The organism is Rothia sp. HMSC065B04 (assembly GCF_001812285.1).
GTDB lineage: Bacteria > Actinomycetota > Actinomycetes > Actinomycetales > Micrococcaceae > Rothia > Rothia mucilaginosa.
Window position 1 is genome coordinate 172,002 of the sequence record NZ_KV808406.1, and the last position, 15,487, is coordinate 187,488.

13 protein-coding genes are annotated in these 15,487 nt (G+C 62.8%); 10 read left to right on the forward strand and 3 right to left on the reverse strand.

The genetic code is table 11. The features are described from left to right. Positions 1-341: 341 nt before the first annotated feature. Entirely contained in the window at positions 342-3,461 is a 3,120-nt protein-coding gene (locus HMPREF2845_RS00760) for a DEAD/DEAH box helicase (RefSeq protein ID WP_070633646.1), read from the reverse strand. Between the two features lie 224 nt (positions 3,462-3,685). After that, positions 3,686-5,302, reverse strand: a complete 1,617-nt coding sequence (dacB, locus tag HMPREF2845_RS00765; protein ID WP_070633647.1) for a D-alanyl-D-alanine carboxypeptidase/D-alanyl-D-alanine endopeptidase — start codon at positions 5,300-5,302, stop codon at positions 3,686-3,688. A gap of 331 nt (positions 5,303-5,633) precedes the next feature. Here dacB and ppa point away from each other — a divergent pair, with 331 nt between their 5' ends. From ppa to folE, 7 genes are all read left to right on the forward strand, one after another. Continuing rightward, positions 5,634-6,119, forward strand: a complete 486-nt coding sequence (ppa, locus tag HMPREF2845_RS00770) for an inorganic diphosphatase (protein WP_005504328.1) — start codon at positions 5,634-5,636, stop codon at positions 6,117-6,119. A 233-nt stretch (positions 6,120-6,352) separates the two neighbouring features. Beyond that, positions 6,353-7,180, forward strand: a complete 828-nt coding sequence (locus HMPREF2845_RS00775; RefSeq protein WP_049346262.1) for an S-layer homology domain-containing protein — start codon at positions 6,353-6,355, stop codon at positions 7,178-7,180. A gap of 260 nt (positions 7,181-7,440) precedes the next feature. Next, positions 7,441-7,665: a helix-turn-helix domain-containing protein gene (locus HMPREF2845_RS00780; protein ID WP_005504337.1), complete on the forward strand. Its 225-nt coding sequence runs from the start codon at positions 7,441-7,443 to the stop codon at positions 7,663-7,665. A 32-nt stretch (positions 7,666-7,697) separates the two neighbouring features. Further along, a complete protein-coding gene (gene tilS / locus HMPREF2845_RS00785) occupies positions 7,698-8,831 on the forward strand; it encodes a tRNA lysidine(34) synthetase TilS (protein WP_070633648.1) in 1,134 nt (377 codons plus the stop codon). Positions 8,832-9,025: 194 nt separating this feature from the next. Further along, on the forward strand, positions 9,026-9,577 hold the full coding sequence (gene hpt / locus HMPREF2845_RS00790) for a hypoxanthine phosphoribosyltransferase (protein WP_005504342.1): 552 nt from the start codon (positions 9,026-9,028) through the stop codon (positions 9,575-9,577). A gap of 278 nt (positions 9,578-9,855) precedes the next feature. Beyond that, positions 9,856-12,072 carry an ATP-dependent zinc metalloprotease FtsH gene (ftsH, locus tag HMPREF2845_RS00795; RefSeq protein ID WP_070633649.1) on the forward strand — a complete coding sequence of 739 codons (2,217 nt, stop codon included), beginning with the start codon at positions 9,856-9,858 and terminating at the stop codon, positions 12,070-12,072. Next, positions 12,059-12,643: a GTP cyclohydrolase I FolE gene (gene folE / locus HMPREF2845_RS00800; RefSeq protein ID WP_005507626.1), complete on the forward strand. Its 585-nt coding sequence runs from the start codon at positions 12,059-12,061 to the stop codon at positions 12,641-12,643. The genes ftsH and folE overlap by 14 nt, the downstream gene beginning before the upstream one ends. 389 nt (positions 12,644-13,032) lie before the next feature. On the opposite strand, the gene HMPREF2845_RS00805 is transcribed toward folE, so the two are convergent. Then, a complete protein-coding gene (locus HMPREF2845_RS00805; protein ID WP_070616019.1) occupies positions 13,033-13,239 on the reverse strand; it encodes a hypothetical protein in 207 nt (68 codons plus the stop codon). 218 nt (positions 13,240-13,457) lie between these two features. Here HMPREF2845_RS00805 and folP point away from each other — a divergent pair, with 218 nt between their 5' ends. The 3 genes from folP (at position 13,458) to folK (ending at position 15,482) form a co-directional block, all read left to right on the forward strand. Next, positions 13,458-14,417, forward strand: coding sequence for a dihydropteroate synthase (gene folP, locus HMPREF2845_RS00810; RefSeq protein WP_070633650.1), 960 nt, complete (start codon positions 13,458-13,460; stop codon positions 14,415-14,417). Positions 14,418-14,484: 67 nt separating this feature from the next. Then, positions 14,485-14,886, forward strand: coding sequence for a dihydroneopterin aldolase (folB, locus tag HMPREF2845_RS00815; protein WP_070633651.1), 402 nt, complete (start codon positions 14,485-14,487; stop codon positions 14,884-14,886). Beyond that, positions 14,886-15,482, forward strand: a complete 597-nt coding sequence (folK, locus tag HMPREF2845_RS00820) for a 2-amino-4-hydroxy-6-hydroxymethyldihydropteridine diphosphokinase (protein ID WP_070633652.1) — start codon at positions 14,886-14,888, stop codon at positions 15,480-15,482. Before folB ends, folK begins: the two co-directional genes overlap by 1 nt. Positions 15,483-15,487 lie beyond the last annotated feature (5 nt).

Below are 15,487 nucleotides of genomic sequence, written 5' to 3' on the forward strand. Positions count from 1 at the left end.
TCAAATCCTGAATATCGAGTTCCATTGGTGTTCCTTTCGACAGATAGTCATCTATGGCTATCGAATCTTGGTTGAGCGAGTCAGCTCAACCCCCAACATCTGTTGGTGTCTTAAATCATAGTGGAGATATGGGTCATATGCATGAACTCATGTTGAAAAACTTTCCTCATTTTGAGTATTGACATTAGGGTTAGGATGACTACAATTCAGTCTTGGTGCTTCCGCCCAACCGAACCCTGAAATAACCCGATTGAACCCGGTTGCGGGCGCACCAAAGACGCCCCCGCAACGCAGCAGGCGGGGGAGTGTAGAAGAGCGCAGAATAAGGGCTGCACTAGGTGCTACTCCACCAGGCCCGCGAAGCCCGACAGAGCCAGCACCTCCTCAACATCCTGCGGCACCGAACGCGCCACCCACGGCGAATGCACCAACACCGCCTGCCACTGACCGCGCGACACCGCCACATTCAAACGATTCGGCGACAGCACAAACCCGGCACCGCGCCCAGAATCAACCCGCGACGATGCCAACGACACCAACACCACCGCAGCCTCCTGACCTTGGAACTTATCCACCGTGCCCACACGCACACCAGCACCCGAAGAATCCGCCAAACCAGCAGCAATCAGCGCCTCACGCACACAATCAACCTGCGCGTTATACGCCGCCACCACAATGCAATCCTCCGCCGCCAACGGGCGCGGCTCAGCACTAGCCGCCGGAACCCACTCACGACCCAACAACTCGCGCACGCAATCCACCACCGCCTGCGCCTCCTGCACAGAACGCACCGAACAACCCGCATGCTCCACCGGATACGACACCACACCCGGCGCAACACCCTGCAAGGCGCGACCAGCCGTCGCCGCCGCGCTCGCCAACGCGCCATCATACGACAGCCACGAAACCCGCTCGCACAACGCCGAATCCATGCGCCACGACTCACCCAAGAAATAGCCAAAACGAGAATCCAGCGCCGCCGCCCCATCAGACAACCAGCCCAACGCCGAAACATCCACCGGGTACGGGTGCACACCCGTCGACACCTGCGGCAACTGCTGCGGATCGCCCAACAGCAGCACCGAACGAGCCGCACGAGCCGCCGCCACCGTATTCGTCAGCGAGAACTGGCCCGCCTCATCAACCACCAGAACATCCAGCGACCCGGCAGGCACACGACGCTCACTCACGTAATCCCACACCGTACCGCCAAACAGCAGGCCGCCCGCACCAGAAATCAGCTCCACCAGCTCAGAATCAGACACCTCAGACCACGGGGCGTCCGGAGTCACCGACTTACCGCGCAGACGCACCGCACGCGAAACATCAAAACCATCACGGGCACAGCACGCCACCATGAGGTTCTCAATCACCGCGTGCGACTGAGCCACCACGCCCACCTTCGCACCCTCAGCCACCAGACGCGCAATCACGTGCGAGGCGAGGAAGGTCTTACCCGCACCCGGAGGGCCCTGAACCGCTACATAGGAATGGTCGAGAGCGCGAACCGCCGCATGCACGGCATCCACCGTGGGCAGGTCAGAGCCGGAAAAATCAACCTCACGGGGTAGATTTTCTGCATTTTTGGCGTTCGAGGCGCTCCTCTTCAGGCGCGGTGCACGGCGGAACAGCAAATCCGCGGAGGCGCTCTCCACCCCCGTCAGCGAAGCCGCCGCATCGAGCACGCTCGGCAGGGCACGGGACGGGTCAGGGGTCTCGGCGGACTCGCTGGAAGCTTCGGAATCCTCGCCGGGCACGGGGTCATTAAGCACGGAGTCGTTGGGCATGAGCGCGCCGCCGAAGAGCAACCCGTGCACATCAGACTGCAGAGCCGCCTCAATCGTCGCCGTAGACACCGGATCGCCAGGACCAATACCCGAAGGCAGGGCACGGTGCGGCTCATCCTTCACGCGGATGCGCTCCTGCAGAAGCACCTCCAAGAACTCGCTAGCCGACTCTTCGCCAGCCGACTCTTCGGCAGCCTTTTCGGGGTCCGCAGAATCCTCGGAACCGGCACCGAAACCGCCCTGCGCCACCGCCAGCACACGCAAGCCAAAGAAACCCGTCGCCGCCAACTCGGCGGGCACACGCTCACCCGGATTCGACGCACGGAAATAATTCACCTGCGACTCCATACGGTCCAGCGCAATCTGCGGGCTCAACCCCGCCTCATACGCACAAAAAACCGCACGGTCAGAGGGCGCAATCACCAGGCTCGGGTCAGCCTCAATTCGCGCACGCAACAGACGCACCTGCGCGCCGCGCACACGATACCAGCCGGGGGCGTCTTCAACCTCGGTGGGCTCCTTCATGGCGGCGGCAAGCGCCTCCAGATCTGCGGGGGTGTTCAGAAGAGCATGCGCATGCTCCACCGAAAGCACCTGCACTCGATCGAGGTACGCGTAATCGCGGCTCGCCACCCAGGCCGTCGGACCGTCCTCCAGTCGGCGAATGTGCTCACGCCAGAACGGGGCACGCTCGCGGCGGTGATAATTCGTCATGGATAGCAGCATTGCCGCCTCAAGCTCGCCGGCACCCCAACCGTGCTCCGCCGCGTGCTCCTCCAGGGATGCGAGCTGGGCATCCAGCAGGCACTGCAGGCGGTACTGTTCACTGTCGTTCTCCACCGCGGCGGGCACCCGGTACATGACCGGGTGCTCCTCAGTTTCCGGATTCTCGGCGGTATCTTCGGCAGTGTCTTCGGTGACGAGCTCCGGGGCGTCGGTCGCGAGGGTAAGAGATGCCGCCGCGTTCAGGCACGCCGGGCACTCGTCGCAGGTCAGAAAATAGGGGATGCGCTCGGCAAGTTCCGCCGGTTCTATACCCTCGTTCAGTGCCTGGGTGAGCAGCAGGAGGCGCTGCTCCTGCAGGCGAATCAGCGGCAGAATACGCGCCGAATCAACCCGGTGAGGTTGAGGAACGGGGGAGTGGTGCTCAGTGGGCTCTGATTTGGACCCCGCGCTGTACTCATTCGCGCCGTGCTCCAGATGAAGGTCGAGGCGCCTCGCATTCTCGGCATTCTCGGTTGCACTAGCGGTCAGCAGGTGTGCCGCCAGGGCACCGCGCAATAGTGCCCGATGTGCCGCCTCACCCAGATGCGGGGTGCAGACGATCTGGGCGGTATTGCTCTCGGCGGCGCTGTCCGCAGCCGGGCAGTCGAGGCGGTCGAGCTCCACCGTGTAGGTCAGCCCCGCCGCGGAGGTCGCCACCAGGGGCACCGGGTGCGCTGTGCCACCCGCATGCTCACTGCTGACTACTCCACTACCGACCATTCCACTGCCGACCATTCCGCCCTCGGTTAGCACCCGCAGGCACTCGCGGTACGCTTCGCGGGCGCGCTCGGACTTCTCGGGGGTCGGGTGGGCAGACTGCTTCTGCGCACGCTCCCGAAGCTCGGTGTAGAGCCGCAACTCGCAGGTGGAGGTGGCGGTCAGATCAGCGAGGGTGAAGGTAAGGTCCATGGTGACTTTTCTGCTGGAGGAGAGAGAAACAAGGCGGGTGTGAAACCTTGCCGGGTAAGTGGGCGTGAGCCCCGGTTGAGGAGTCTATCGGCACCCCGCGCCGCCCCTTGCCCCAAGAGGTCTTGCCCCGAGAGGTTGATTTTCAGGTTTCACGTGAAACACTACAGAAAATCAACCTGCACGGGGTGATTCAGGGGGCTTTCGGGGCTATCCGGGCATACACGCTAGGAGGCTGCACCCGCCGCAGCCGCGGTAGAAACTGCCGCCGAAGCAGCCGCAGAAGCCGGGGCGCTTGCCCCGTCCGAAGCGGGTGCCGAAGCACTCGCTGCTACCGCAGAGGGAGCAACAGAAGCACTCGGCGCGGTCGAACGGTTCGCAATTGCCGCCGTCGCGGCGTCCACGCGTTCCTTCGCGGCGGGCAGCGCATCCGCACCGCCCAGATCGTTCAGAATAATCGCGAAAATCAGGCGGGTGCCGTCGGGTCGGGTCGCTACACCGCACAGCGAAGACACCGTGTACAAGGTGCCGGTCTTCGCCTGCACAAAAGTGCGTGCGTGCACGGCGTTCGCCGCACCAAAACGACCGGACAGGGTGCCGCTCACGCCCGCGACCGGGAACGTGCTCATCAGCTGCTCCGCATGCTCATCAGCATTCAGCAGAGCCACAACCTGCACGAGGGTTCGGGCGGTCACGCGGTCCGTCAGGGACATGCCGCACACGTCCGCCTGCACCAGGTTTTCAATGTTCACGCCGGCATCCACGAGCGCCTGGCGCACGGTCTGCTGTGCCGCCTCGCCGCTGCCTTCCTTACCTGCGGCAACGGCGGCGCAACGGCCGAGCACCTCGGCGAGAGCGTTGTCGGATTCGAGCATCATGTGCTGTGCCTGCTCCAGCAGGGTTGCCGACTCGACCGCGGCGATTTCGGCTGCTTCCGCGGGGGCGGTGCGGCGCTCCGCAAGGGTAAAGCTCATGCCGGACTCCTTGCCGGCGGTGTTGAGCGCATCCACGAACGCCTGCTGAGCGGCAACCGCCGCATCGTCCGGGCGTACCGGGTTGCTTGCGGTGGACTTGCCCGGCACCGTGTGCGATTCGAGCGCAATGGGGTGAATGGGCGTGATCTGGCCGGACGCCACGTCGGCGTCATCCCAGCCGGGGTTCACGCCGGGGCCGGTGAAGAAGGTGCCGTCAAGGTAGACGGGTAGCGCCGCGGTCGGCTTCTCGCCCTGAAGAAGCGCCTTCACGGTCAGCTCGGCGAGGGTGGTGAGGCCTGCGCGTCCGACAATCTGCTTCGGGTTGGAGGCGCCCGCACCGAGCAGGGTGTCGCCGCCCGCCATGAGGTACAGTCCGACGGCGTCGCGGGTTACGCGGGTGCGCAGGCGCGCCTGCAGATTTGCGTAGCGGTTGAGTGCGAACAGGGTCAGCACCTTAAAAGTGGAGGCGGGCACGCGTGCGGTGTCGGCGTTGGCGGCGTACAGGTCGGCGGGCGCGGTGGCCGCCTTGATGCTGGGCAGGTTGCCGTCCATGCCGGTGACGAGCAGGCTGTACTGCGGGTAGGTGCCGTCCGCGAAGAGCGCGGTGAGGGCGGCGCGTAGCTGTTCCTGTTCCGCTTCGGGCAGTGCGGGGGCGAGGGTCGGGGTGGCGCTCGGGGTTGCGGAGGCGGTCGCCTCGGCGGTGCCGGTGGGGCTGCCGGTTGCGCTGCCGGTGGGGCTTGCGGAACCTTCGGGGCGTTTCTGTTCGGTTGCGGCGGATCCGCAGGCGGTGAGGAGGAACATGCCACCGAGGGTGAGGGCGGCGCGGCGGGTGAGGGTGGTGGTCTGGGTGTTGTGCTTGTTGGAAGGCATCTTTTGAGCATAGCGGGCGGATGGGGTGCCTATCGAATTTACGCGCCGGTGCTGGGATGCTCATGCCGTGCTCCTGCTGCCCCTTATAACCCCTATCTGACCTGTCCGGCATGGTGGCGGGGTGCGGCGGCGGGGTGTGCTGGCGGGCGCGGGACTAGGCGGAATGTTAACTGTGGTGTGAGCGTGGTAAATTACGCTGGTTTTGGCGCCAAATACGCGGTTTCGGTGTGCGTGAACGGGTTACAATGGGTGAGTTCAACACCTAACTTTCGCACCTTGCGCGCCGAAGTCGCCGCGAAAGTGACTCTAACTCACGAGAAAGAAGGTTCCGATGGAACTCGACGTCACTATTGAAATTCCCCGCGGCTCCCGCGTGAAGTACGAAGTGGACCACGAGACCGGCCGCCTGCGCCTGGACCGTGTGCTGTTCACCTCCATGCAGTACCCCACCGCTTACGGCTACTTCGAGAACACCCTCGGTGAGGACGGCGACCCGCTGGACGCAATGCTGATCCTGGACGTTGACGTTGTTCCCGGCGTGCTGGTTGAGTCCCGCCCGGTCGCAGTGTTCAACATGACCGACGAGGCTGGCGGCGACGCTAAGGTTCTGTGCGTTCCCACCGACAAGCGCTACGACCACATCAAGTCCCTGGCTGATGTTCCGGAGCAGCTGAAGGCTGAGATTCAGCACTTCTTCGAGCGTTACAAGGACCTGGAGCCCGGCAAGTGGGTTAAGGGCGAGGGCTGGGAAGACCTGGCTGCTGCTGAGAAGATGGTCCAGGAGGCTATCGACCGTTTCGCAGCTGAGGGTCACTAAGCTGCCGCACCGTTAGGTGCACCCGGTTTTTATCAGGGGGGCGTGTTCCCCGTGTCTGGTTTGTGCGAGTTTTCGTGCGTGCTGGAGGCGGTGGGCACGCCCCCTTTTTGTTGTGTCTTTCGCCGCATCTGCCTGCACGCCGGGCGTAGTTGATTGCGCGAGGTGCAGATTCCGGGTATGGTCAAAGGGATTCACTCTTCTTCTACTCTCACACCTTTCACCGAGGATAGAAAATGAAGAAAAACCTTTCGACCCGTGGTGCGGCGGCACTGTTGGCGCTGACTATGGGGTATATGGGTCAGGGCGTAGCCCAGGCGGCATACATTCAGCCGAAATCTGCACAGCCTGTTGAAGAGCTAGAGTTTGATGTTAATTGTTTTGGCATGCACTTCTATTACGGCGCAAACATGATGACCAATTTGCACTGGGCGGAGTGTACCGGCCTGATTACGAAGAAGCAGGTTGTTGGGCTGGCCCGAACCCGTGAAGATAAGTTGCCGAACGGGGTCATGACCATTTCGCGTGGTCGCTTGCTGGAGTACCTGTACCATCTGGCGGGTTCACCCGAGGTGAAGAACCTGCCGGAGAAGTCCCCGTACACCGACCTGACTCCGGGTGATGCTCGTTATAAGGTTGCTATTTGGGCGACCCGTGTGGGTTTGACCACCGGTTGGTCTGACGGCTCCTTCCACTATGACACTCCGGCGAGCCGTGGCGCCTACTTTACCTTCCTTTATCGTGCTGCGGGTAGCCCCAAGGTGGCTCTGGAATCTCTGGATAAGGCGAATGCTGTGCGTGCGGAGAAGGGTGCTGCCCCCATTAAGGAGGGTAGTGAGTTGCATCGAGCAATGAGCTGGATGTATCAGCATGCGCTGGCGAAGGGGGAAGAAGTCCGGGCGTATGACACTGGTTTCCTCACTAACGGGTACACGCCGTGGGATTTCAATGAAACACCAGATTTCTATTACGCTTCGTACCGCACTATTTTCACCCCTCTCATGGTTCTTGATTACCATGAAGAGCTGGCACCGATTGTGGCTCGTCTGCAGTCGCTGTCCTAGTGGCAGGTGAGCGGAGGGCTTGCTGGGGGCGTGTTTCCCGTGTCTGGTTCGTGCGATTTTTCGTGCGTACTGGAGGCGGTGGGCACGCCCCCTTTTGCTGTGCTCCTTGATTGTGTTCGGAGGTTCCTTGGAAGGACATGTGTAACCGAACTATTCTTCGGAAAACAGCCTCGGAGGGCTTCTTGGGGTGCTAATATGGGCATATTACGAAGAATAGTTCGTATAATCTGAGGTTCTGTAGCGGTGAGGAGGGGACATCCATGGCATTCGACGCAACGGGGTTCGCACAGGAATTTGGTGCGCAGGTTCGCGCCGTCCGCAAGTACGAAAAAATCACCCAAATGGAGTTGGCGTGGATGGTCGGGCTCAGCGATAAAACAATCCGCGATATTGAGCGTGGGTTGCCCGGCCCGTCAATTGGTGCGGTCCTCAAAGTCGCCCAAGAGCTCGGTATCGAGCTGGCTATCACCAACCCCCTCACCTAACCCCTCCCGCACACCTATATAAAGGAACCACCATGCAGAATGGACGCGCAGGACGCCTGCACCCCGCCGTCGGCACTGCCCGCCGCCACCTCGCCGCCGCCCTCGAAAAGCTCCTCGGCGCCGGAAGTATCAAAGCCACCGGACGCTCCCGCACCGCCTCCACTGCGGACGCCGCCGATCTACCCCTGCTCCTGGTCGCCTGCAGCGGCGGCCCCGACTCCCTCGCCCTGGCGGCAATTGCCGCGCACTTCGCCCGCCGCGGCGACGTGCGCGTAGGCGCCATCATCGTCGACCACGGCCTGCAAGAAGACTCCGCCGCAGTCGCCGCGCAGACCGCGCAGACCCTCACCGACCTGGGGCTTCACCCCGTCATCACCGAAAAAGTGCAGGTTCCCGTCGGGAACATGGGCCCCGAAATGGCGGCGCGCACCGCCCGCTACACCGCCTTCACGAAAGCCGTCGAAGCCACCGGCGCCCGCGCCGTACTACTCGGCCACACCCTCGACGACCAGGCAGAAACCGTGCTACTCGGCCTAAGCCGCGGCTCCGGCACACGCTCCCTTGCCGGTATGCCGCCCGTACGCGTCGAAAGGGGCGTCACCTACCTGCGTCCCTTCCTCGGTCTGCGCCGCACCGACATGCTCGACATCTGCGATGCCGAAACCCTCACCCCCTGGATCGACCCGACCAACACCGACGAAACCCTCATGCGTGCCCGTATCCGCCACAGTGTGCTGCCCTACCTGGAGGAGCACCTCGGCGGGGACGTCGCCCGCTCCCTGGCGCGCACCGCCGCGGTGGCCGGCCCCGATGCCGAATACCTCGACGAGCAGGCACAGGTAGTCTACGAGCAGGCGCTCCTACCCGCCGGAACCACCGTGCGTGGCATCGAACGTGAGGACGCCGTGCTACTGGACCGTGCGCAGGTGGCGGCGCTGCATCCGGCGCTTCGTTTGCGTGTGCTTGCCACCGCCTGCAAAGCCGCCGGGGGAGAGAACCCGGGCTTCGAGCGACTGCAGGCGCTGGACTCTTTCACCGCCGAATATGCGGTAGCTGGACCCGTTCAGATGCCCGGTCATGTGAGCGCGTACCGCCGCCGCAAAATTGTGCACCCGGCAACCGGTGAACGCCTGGACGTGCTCGTATTAGTGCCAACTCGACCCTAACTAGGTGCCCAGCTAGGTGCCCGCGGAAGCATCCTCAGCACACACTATCTGCGTGGTGAGGTGCGCCGCGGCGCCGTTTTAAGCCATACTTAAGGCGAACACCATCCACATTGTCCGCTGTGGGAAGGCATGAAACCCCGCACCCGGGGCCCCGGCGGAGGCGCAGAGCGTCTAAAGATACGAAGGAATACATCGTGCAGGCTATCGACGTGCAGGACGATATTAAGAACGTTCTCTTCAGCAAGGAAGAGATTAACGCGAAGGTCGCCGAACTGGCGGCGCGCATCGACGAAGACTACGCCGGTAAGGACGTGCTGTTGGTGGGTGTTCTCAAGGGCGCCATCATGATCATGGCTGACCTTTCCCGCGCTCTCAAGGGCCACTACACTATGGACTGGATGGCTGTTTCCTCGTACGGTTCCGGCACCAAGTCCTCCGGCGTTGTGCGTATCCTCAAGGACCTGGACACCGACCTGGTGGGCCGCAACGTCCTGATCGTTGAAGACATCATTGACTCCGGCCTGACCCTGGCATGGCTGCAGCAGAACCTGATTTCTCGCGGCGCAGCTTCCGTTGAGATTTGCACCCTGCTGCGCAAGCCCAAGGTCGTCAAGGCTGACGTTGAGGTCAAGTACGTCGGCTGGGACATCGAGCCTGAGTTCGTTGTTGGTTACGGCCTGGACTTCGCTGAGAAGTACCGCAACCTGGACTGCGTCGCAACCCTGCACCCGCACGTTTACTCCTAAGCCTTCACCTCAGCAACCATGCTGTAGGTGGTGACGCCCCGCCTCCTCACGCTTGTGGGGGAGCGGGGCGTTGCTGTACCCGGAGGTGGATGTACCCGACGCAGAAGATGCACTTTCACCCCCGCCGAGTGCTACAACCCTTTAGCCCGCAGGTGAAATAGAGAAGCCCGGTACCTAGCCGCCCGCCGGGGTAGGGTACATTTAAGGTTGCACCGTTGGGTGTTCCGGCAGGCATGCCGCACCCCAACGGGTCACAGCCGCAACGTAAGGACAAAGCATTGGCGCAAACCCCCAATACTCCGCAGAAAGGCTCGGAGGGCTTCCTGAAGAAGCTGATTAACGGCCCCTGGTTCTGGCCGGGTGCAGCTCTCGTAATCATGCTGGCTTTCCTCATGGCCTCCTTCTTCACCCAGCCCTCGCGTCAGGTGGACACCAACGTGGGTCTTCAGCTGCTCAACGACCACCAGGTCAAGAGCGCAAAGATCTACGACGGCGACCAGCGCGTCGAGCTGCAGCTTAAGGACGACTACAAGAAGGGCAACGACAACTACGGTAAGTCGGTGCGCTTCTACTACGTGCAGCCCCGCGGCGACGAAGTTGCTAAGGCAATGGAATCCGCCGAGCTGGAAAGCTACACGGACCAGCCGGTTGAGCACAGCTTCCTGGGCTCCTTGGTGTCCCTGCTCCTGCCGATTCTGCTCTTTGGTGTGCTCTTCTGGTTCCTGATGGGACGAGTCGGAGGCGGCTCCTCCGTGATGAGCTTCTCCAAGTCCCGTGCGAAGAAGTTCACCAAGGACAAGCCGGAAGTCCGCTTCAGCGACGTCGCCGGCGTGGACGAGGCTCTCGCCGAACTGGAAGAAGTCCGCGAGTTCCTGGCTGAACCCGAAAAGTTCACCCGCCTGGGTGCCAAGATCCCCAAGGGCGTTCTGCTGTACGGTCCTCCCGGCACCGGTAAGACCCTGCTCGCCAAGGCTGTGGCGGGCGAGGCTGGCGTGCCGTTCTACTCGATTTCTGGCTCTGACTTCGTTGAAATGTTCGTGGGTGTGGGTGCGTCCCGCGTGCGCGACCTGTTCAAGGAAGCGAAGAGCGACCCCGCCGCCATCGTCTTCGTCGACGAGATTGACGCTGTTGGCCGCCGCCGCGGCGTCGGCATGGGCGGCGGTAATGACGAGCGTGAGCAGACCCTGAACCAGCTGCTGGTTGAGATGGACGGCTTCGACGGCAACTCGAACGTCATCGTCATTGCTGCAACGAACCGACCCGACGTTCTGGACCCGGCGCTGCTGCGTCCCGGCCGTTTTGACCGTCAGATTGGTGTGGACGCCCCCGACATGCAGGGCCGCGAACACATCCTGCGCGTTCACGCCGCAGGCAAGCCAATCGCTAACACCGTTGACCTGGCTCAGGTTGCTAAGCGCACCCCCGGCTTCACCGGTGCTGACCTGGCGAACGTCATGAACGAGGCGGCTCTGCTGACCGCCCGCGATAACGGCAACGTGATTGACGACCGCGCTATCGACGAGGCAATCGACCGCGTCATGGCTGGTCCGCAGCGTTCCTCGCGCATCATGAACGAGCACGAGCGTAAGGTCACCGCATACCACGAGGGCGGTCACGCCCTGGTCGCGGCGGCACTGCGTAACTCCGCGCCGGTCACCAAGATTACGATTCTTCCGCGCGGCCGCGCCCTGGGTTACACCATGGTCATGCCGCAGGACGATAAGTACTCCACGACCCGCCATGAACTGCTTGACCAGATGGCGTACGCGATGGGTGGCCGTGCGGCTGAGGAAATCGTCTTCCACGACCCGTCCACCGGTGCGTCTAACGACATTCAGAAGGCAACCGACACCGCCCGCAAGATGGTTACCGACTACGGCATGAGCGCCGTCATTGGTTCCGTGAAGCTTGGCGGCGAAGACACCGAACCGTTCCTCGGTGGCGGCGGCGCTTCGGCACGCAACTACTCCGACGCGACCGCGGCAAAGGTCGACGCTGAGATTCGTGCCCTGCTGGAGCAGGCACACGACGAGGCGTTCCAGATTCTGCTGGAAAACCGCGATATTCTGGACCGCCTGGCGTACGCCCTGCTCGAGAAGGAAACCCTGCTCGAGAACGAGATTGCCGAAATCTTCAAGGATGTTCGCAAGCGCCCCGAGCGTGAGCACTGGTACTCCAAGCCGACCCGCGAGCGTACCGACATCCCACCGGTGAAGGCACCGAGCGAGCTGGCGAAGGAAGCCGAAAAGGCTGAGGAAGCACCTGCCGCTACTGCTACGGCACCTACTGTTCCGGTAGCACCGGCTGCACCCGCACAGCAGGTCCCGGTAGCACCTACGCAGCCGTTGCCGCCTCAGGCGCCCCTCAGCGACCCGGACGCCGACCCGACCGTCGCAATGCCCACCCAGCAGTACCCGAACTACCCCGCCCCTCCGGCGCAGCGCCCGGAGAACGGCAACCCGAACCAGAATGGAGCAGAGAATGAGCGAGGCTAAGAACGCCGTCGACCAGCCGCGTATTGAGGCTGCCGTCCGTGAGATTCTGCTCGCGATTGGTGAGGACCCGGACCGTGACGGTCTGCAGCAGACCCCTGCACGTGTGGCGCGCGCCTACGCGGAGTTCTTCTCGGGCCTGCACCAGGACGCCGGCGAGATTCTGGGTACGACCTTCGACATTGCCCACTCTGAGATGGTGCTGGTGAAGGACATCCCGTTCTACTCGACCTGTGAGCATCACCTGGTGCCGTTCCACGGCGTGGCGCATGTGGGTTACATTCCGGGCCCGGACGGTAAGGTGACCGGCCTGAGCAAGCTCGCCCGCGTGGTGGATCTGTACGCTCGCCGCCCGCAGGTGCAGGAGCGTCTGACCACGCAGGTGGTGGAGGCTCTGGAGGAGCACCTGAACCCGCGCGGCGCGATTGTGGTGATTGAAGCTGAGCACATGTGCATGTCGATGCGCGGTGTGCGTAAGCCGGGCGCGAAGACCGTGACTAGCGCGGTGCGCGGTGCGCTGATGAACGGCGCAACCCGTGCGGAGGCGATGAGCCTGATCTTCTCGCAGCGCTAAGCACTCGGGATGAACATATAGCTATACGACAGGGGGCAGGATTCTAAGGAATCCTGCCCCCTGCGCTGTGTAGCGGCATTTGTTGGGTCGTATGACGAGTGCCCTTGCGTAAAGAGCATTAGTGATTGTAAAGTTGTTACTACTAGAACCGGCACCACTGCCTGATGAATGATTGAGAATTCTGAAGGAGTACAGGACCGGTCTTCTTTTTTAAGTGATTGACGCTCATTCCTCATTTGGGGGCAGACACGCTGAAAGGGGCGGAGGTGAAAACCTCCGCCCCCTTTTCGCATCGCCAAAGTGCTCCGAGAATGTGTTCTGAGCCGGTACCTTCCGCGGCCGCGGCAGTGCCGATCATGCCGCACCGCAGAAGCTAGAAGAGCCCGCCGCTAACGCTGCAAGCTACCCTTCGCCTCGCTCGGATTATCCCAACCCAGGGCAAGAGTCACGATCAAGCCCACGGCAATGAAACCGCAACCGGTCGCGGTGCCGAAAGCAATCCAACGCACGGCAGGAACACCTTCAGCGAGCACAATAGTCACCAGTGCGGCAAGAGCTACCAGGGAGAGGATCCAAGCTCCAGTCTTCATATTCACAATGAGTCACTTCCTAGAGTATGTATGTGTGGGTGCGCGCCACCGACTGGGAACGCGCCCGGCACGGTATGCGTGCCCTCCCAGCATACCTTTAAATAAGTATCTGTAATGCAAGTATTGCATGCCGTGTCCCCAGAATCGACCCCACAGCTGCCCCAACCCCCGCCCCAATCACTGCGGCAAATATGGGAGCACCGCAGATTCGGTACGATAAACCCATGACTGAATCCACACACACCACCCGTGTAGCCCCCCTGCCCTGCGACGCGCTCGCCGCCGAACGCACCCTCGTGATGGGCATCCTCAATGTCACCCCCGACTCCTTCAGCGACGGCGGCCAGCACTACGCCGCCACCGACGCCATCGCCCGCGCCGCCCACATGATCGCCGAGGGCGCCTCCATTATCGACATTGGCGGTGAGTCCACCCGCCCCGGTGCCGTGCGCATCAGCGTGGAGGAGGAGCAGCGCCGCATCCTGCCCGTCATCGAGGCAGTCGCGCAGATGGGCACCACCATCAGCGTTGACACCATGAACCCGCAGACCGCTCGCGCCGCCATCGCCGCCGGTGCGCACATCATCAACGATGTGTCCGGTCTGAACGTGAGCGATGAAATGATTGAAACCGCCGCTGAACTGCAGGTGCCGTACATTCTCATGCACGCCCGCGGCACCTCCCAGACCATGAACAGCCTGGCGGAGTACCCGCGCGGCGTGGTCATTGAGGTTGTGGAGGAGCTGACCGGCCTGCGTGAGCGTTTCCTTGCCGCCGGTGTGCTGCCGCAGAACCTGATTCTTGACCCGGGTCTGGGCTTCGCGAAGGGCGGTATGCAGGATTGGGAGCTGCTCGCCGCCGTTGACGAGCTACAGGACCTGGGCCACCGCCTGCTCATTGCCGGTTCTCGCAAGCGTTTTATCGCCAACGCCCTGACTGCGGCGGATATGGCGCTGGCTGAGCGCCTGAACGCGAGCGGTTTCACCGCAACCGATGCGGGTGAGGCTGAACGCGAACTGTGGCAGCCGCTGTCGGAACCGCGCCCGGCTCAGCATCGTGCGGCAGCTTCTGCGGCGGTGACCGCCCTGGTGGCGGCGCGCGGCGTGTGGGCGGTGCGCGTGCATGACGTGCCCGCCAGCGTGGATGCGGTGACGGTCGCCTCCGCGTTGCGCTCCGTAAGCTAAGGCTCTGCCAGCTAGAACCACCACCCCGCGACCGCCGACTACCCGAATACCCTCTAGGAGACCCCCAATGACCCAGGCAGATTACGCACGCCACGACCGCATCACCCTCACCGGCATTACCGCTAAGGGCTACCACGGCGTGCTCGACTTTGAGAAGCGCGACGGCCAACCCTTCGTCGTGGACGCGACCCTGTACAGCGATTTCTCCGCCGCAGCCGCCACGGATGACCTGACGAAGACCACGAACTACGCGCTCGTGGTTGACCTGATTCACCGCCACGTGACGAACGGTTCGCTGGACCTGATTGAGACCCTCGCGGTGAACATTGCCGAGGGTATTCTCGCGATGTTTGAGCTTGTGGAGGCGGTGGAGATTACCGTGTCGAAGCCGCAGGCGCCGATTGAGCTGCCGTTCGGTAACGTTGCGGTGAGCGTGTTCCGTGAGCGCACCGTGGAGGGCGGCCGCTAGTGGCGGGCGCAGCAGAATATACACACCGCGCGGTGCTTGCGCTGGGCTCGAACCTGGGCGAAAGCGAAGACACCCTGGAGCGTGCCGTCGCCGACCTGGTGGCGGGCGGCGTGCAGCTGGTGCGCGCCTCCGGGCTGTACCGTACCGCCCCGGTGGGTGGCCCGGCGGGTCAGCCGGATTTCGTGAACGCGGTCATTGAGGTGACCACTGACCTGGGCGCCTACGAGCTGCTGAAGCTGTGTAATGCGGTGGAGGCGGCGCATCACCGTGAGCGCCTGGTGCGTTGGGGTCCGCGCACCCTCGATATTGACGTGATTGACTATGACGGCGTGATCTCTGAAGATCCGGTGCTGACTTTGCCGCATCCGCGGGCGCAGGAGCGTGCTTTTGTGCTGGTGCCGTGGGCGCAGATGGACCCGCAGGCGTACCTGACGGTGACCCGGCGTGCGGAGCCTTCGGGGGAGCGGCCGGATGAGGTTCCCACACCGCTGAGTCGCGAGGTCGTGAACGTTGCGGAGCTGTCCCGCACGCTGCTTGGGGCGGATGAAGACGCTATTAGCTATATGCGTGAGATGCAGGTACCTGATCAGCCTTAAATGTG

What these genes read in the sequence shown, in the direction of transcription:
- ppa (WP_005504328.1), top strand. Translation starts at nt 5,634, where the DNA reads ATGGAACTCGACGTCACTATTGAAATTCCCCGCGGCTCCCGCGTGAAG.
- folE (WP_005507626.1), top strand. Translation starts at nt 12,059, where the DNA reads ATGAGCGAGGCTAAGAACGCCGTCGACCAGCCGCGTATTGAGGCTGCC.
- HMPREF2845_RS00775 (WP_049346262.1), top strand. Translation starts at nt 6,353, where the DNA reads ATGAAGAAAAACCTTTCGACCCGTGGTGCGGCGGCACTGTTGGCGCTG.
- dacB (WP_070633647.1), bottom strand. Translation starts at nt 5,302, where the DNA reads ATGCCTTCCAACAAGCACAACACCCAGACCACCACCCTCACCCGCCGC.
- folB (WP_070633651.1), top strand. Translation starts at nt 14,485, where the DNA reads ATGACCCAGGCAGATTACGCACGCCACGACCGCATCACCCTCACCGGC.
- HMPREF2845_RS00780 (WP_005504337.1), top strand. Translation starts at nt 7,441, where the DNA reads ATGGCATTCGACGCAACGGGGTTCGCACAGGAATTTGGTGCGCAGGTT.
- tilS (WP_070633648.1), top strand. Translation starts at nt 7,698, where the DNA reads ATGCAGAATGGACGCGCAGGACGCCTGCACCCCGCCGTCGGCACTGCC.
- folP (WP_070633650.1), top strand. Translation starts at nt 13,458, where the DNA reads ATGACTGAATCCACACACACCACCCGTGTAGCCCCCCTGCCCTGCGAC.
- HMPREF2845_RS00760 (WP_070633646.1), bottom strand. Translation starts at nt 3,461, where the DNA reads ATGGACCTTACCTTCACCCTCGCTGATCTGACCGCCACCTCCACCTGC.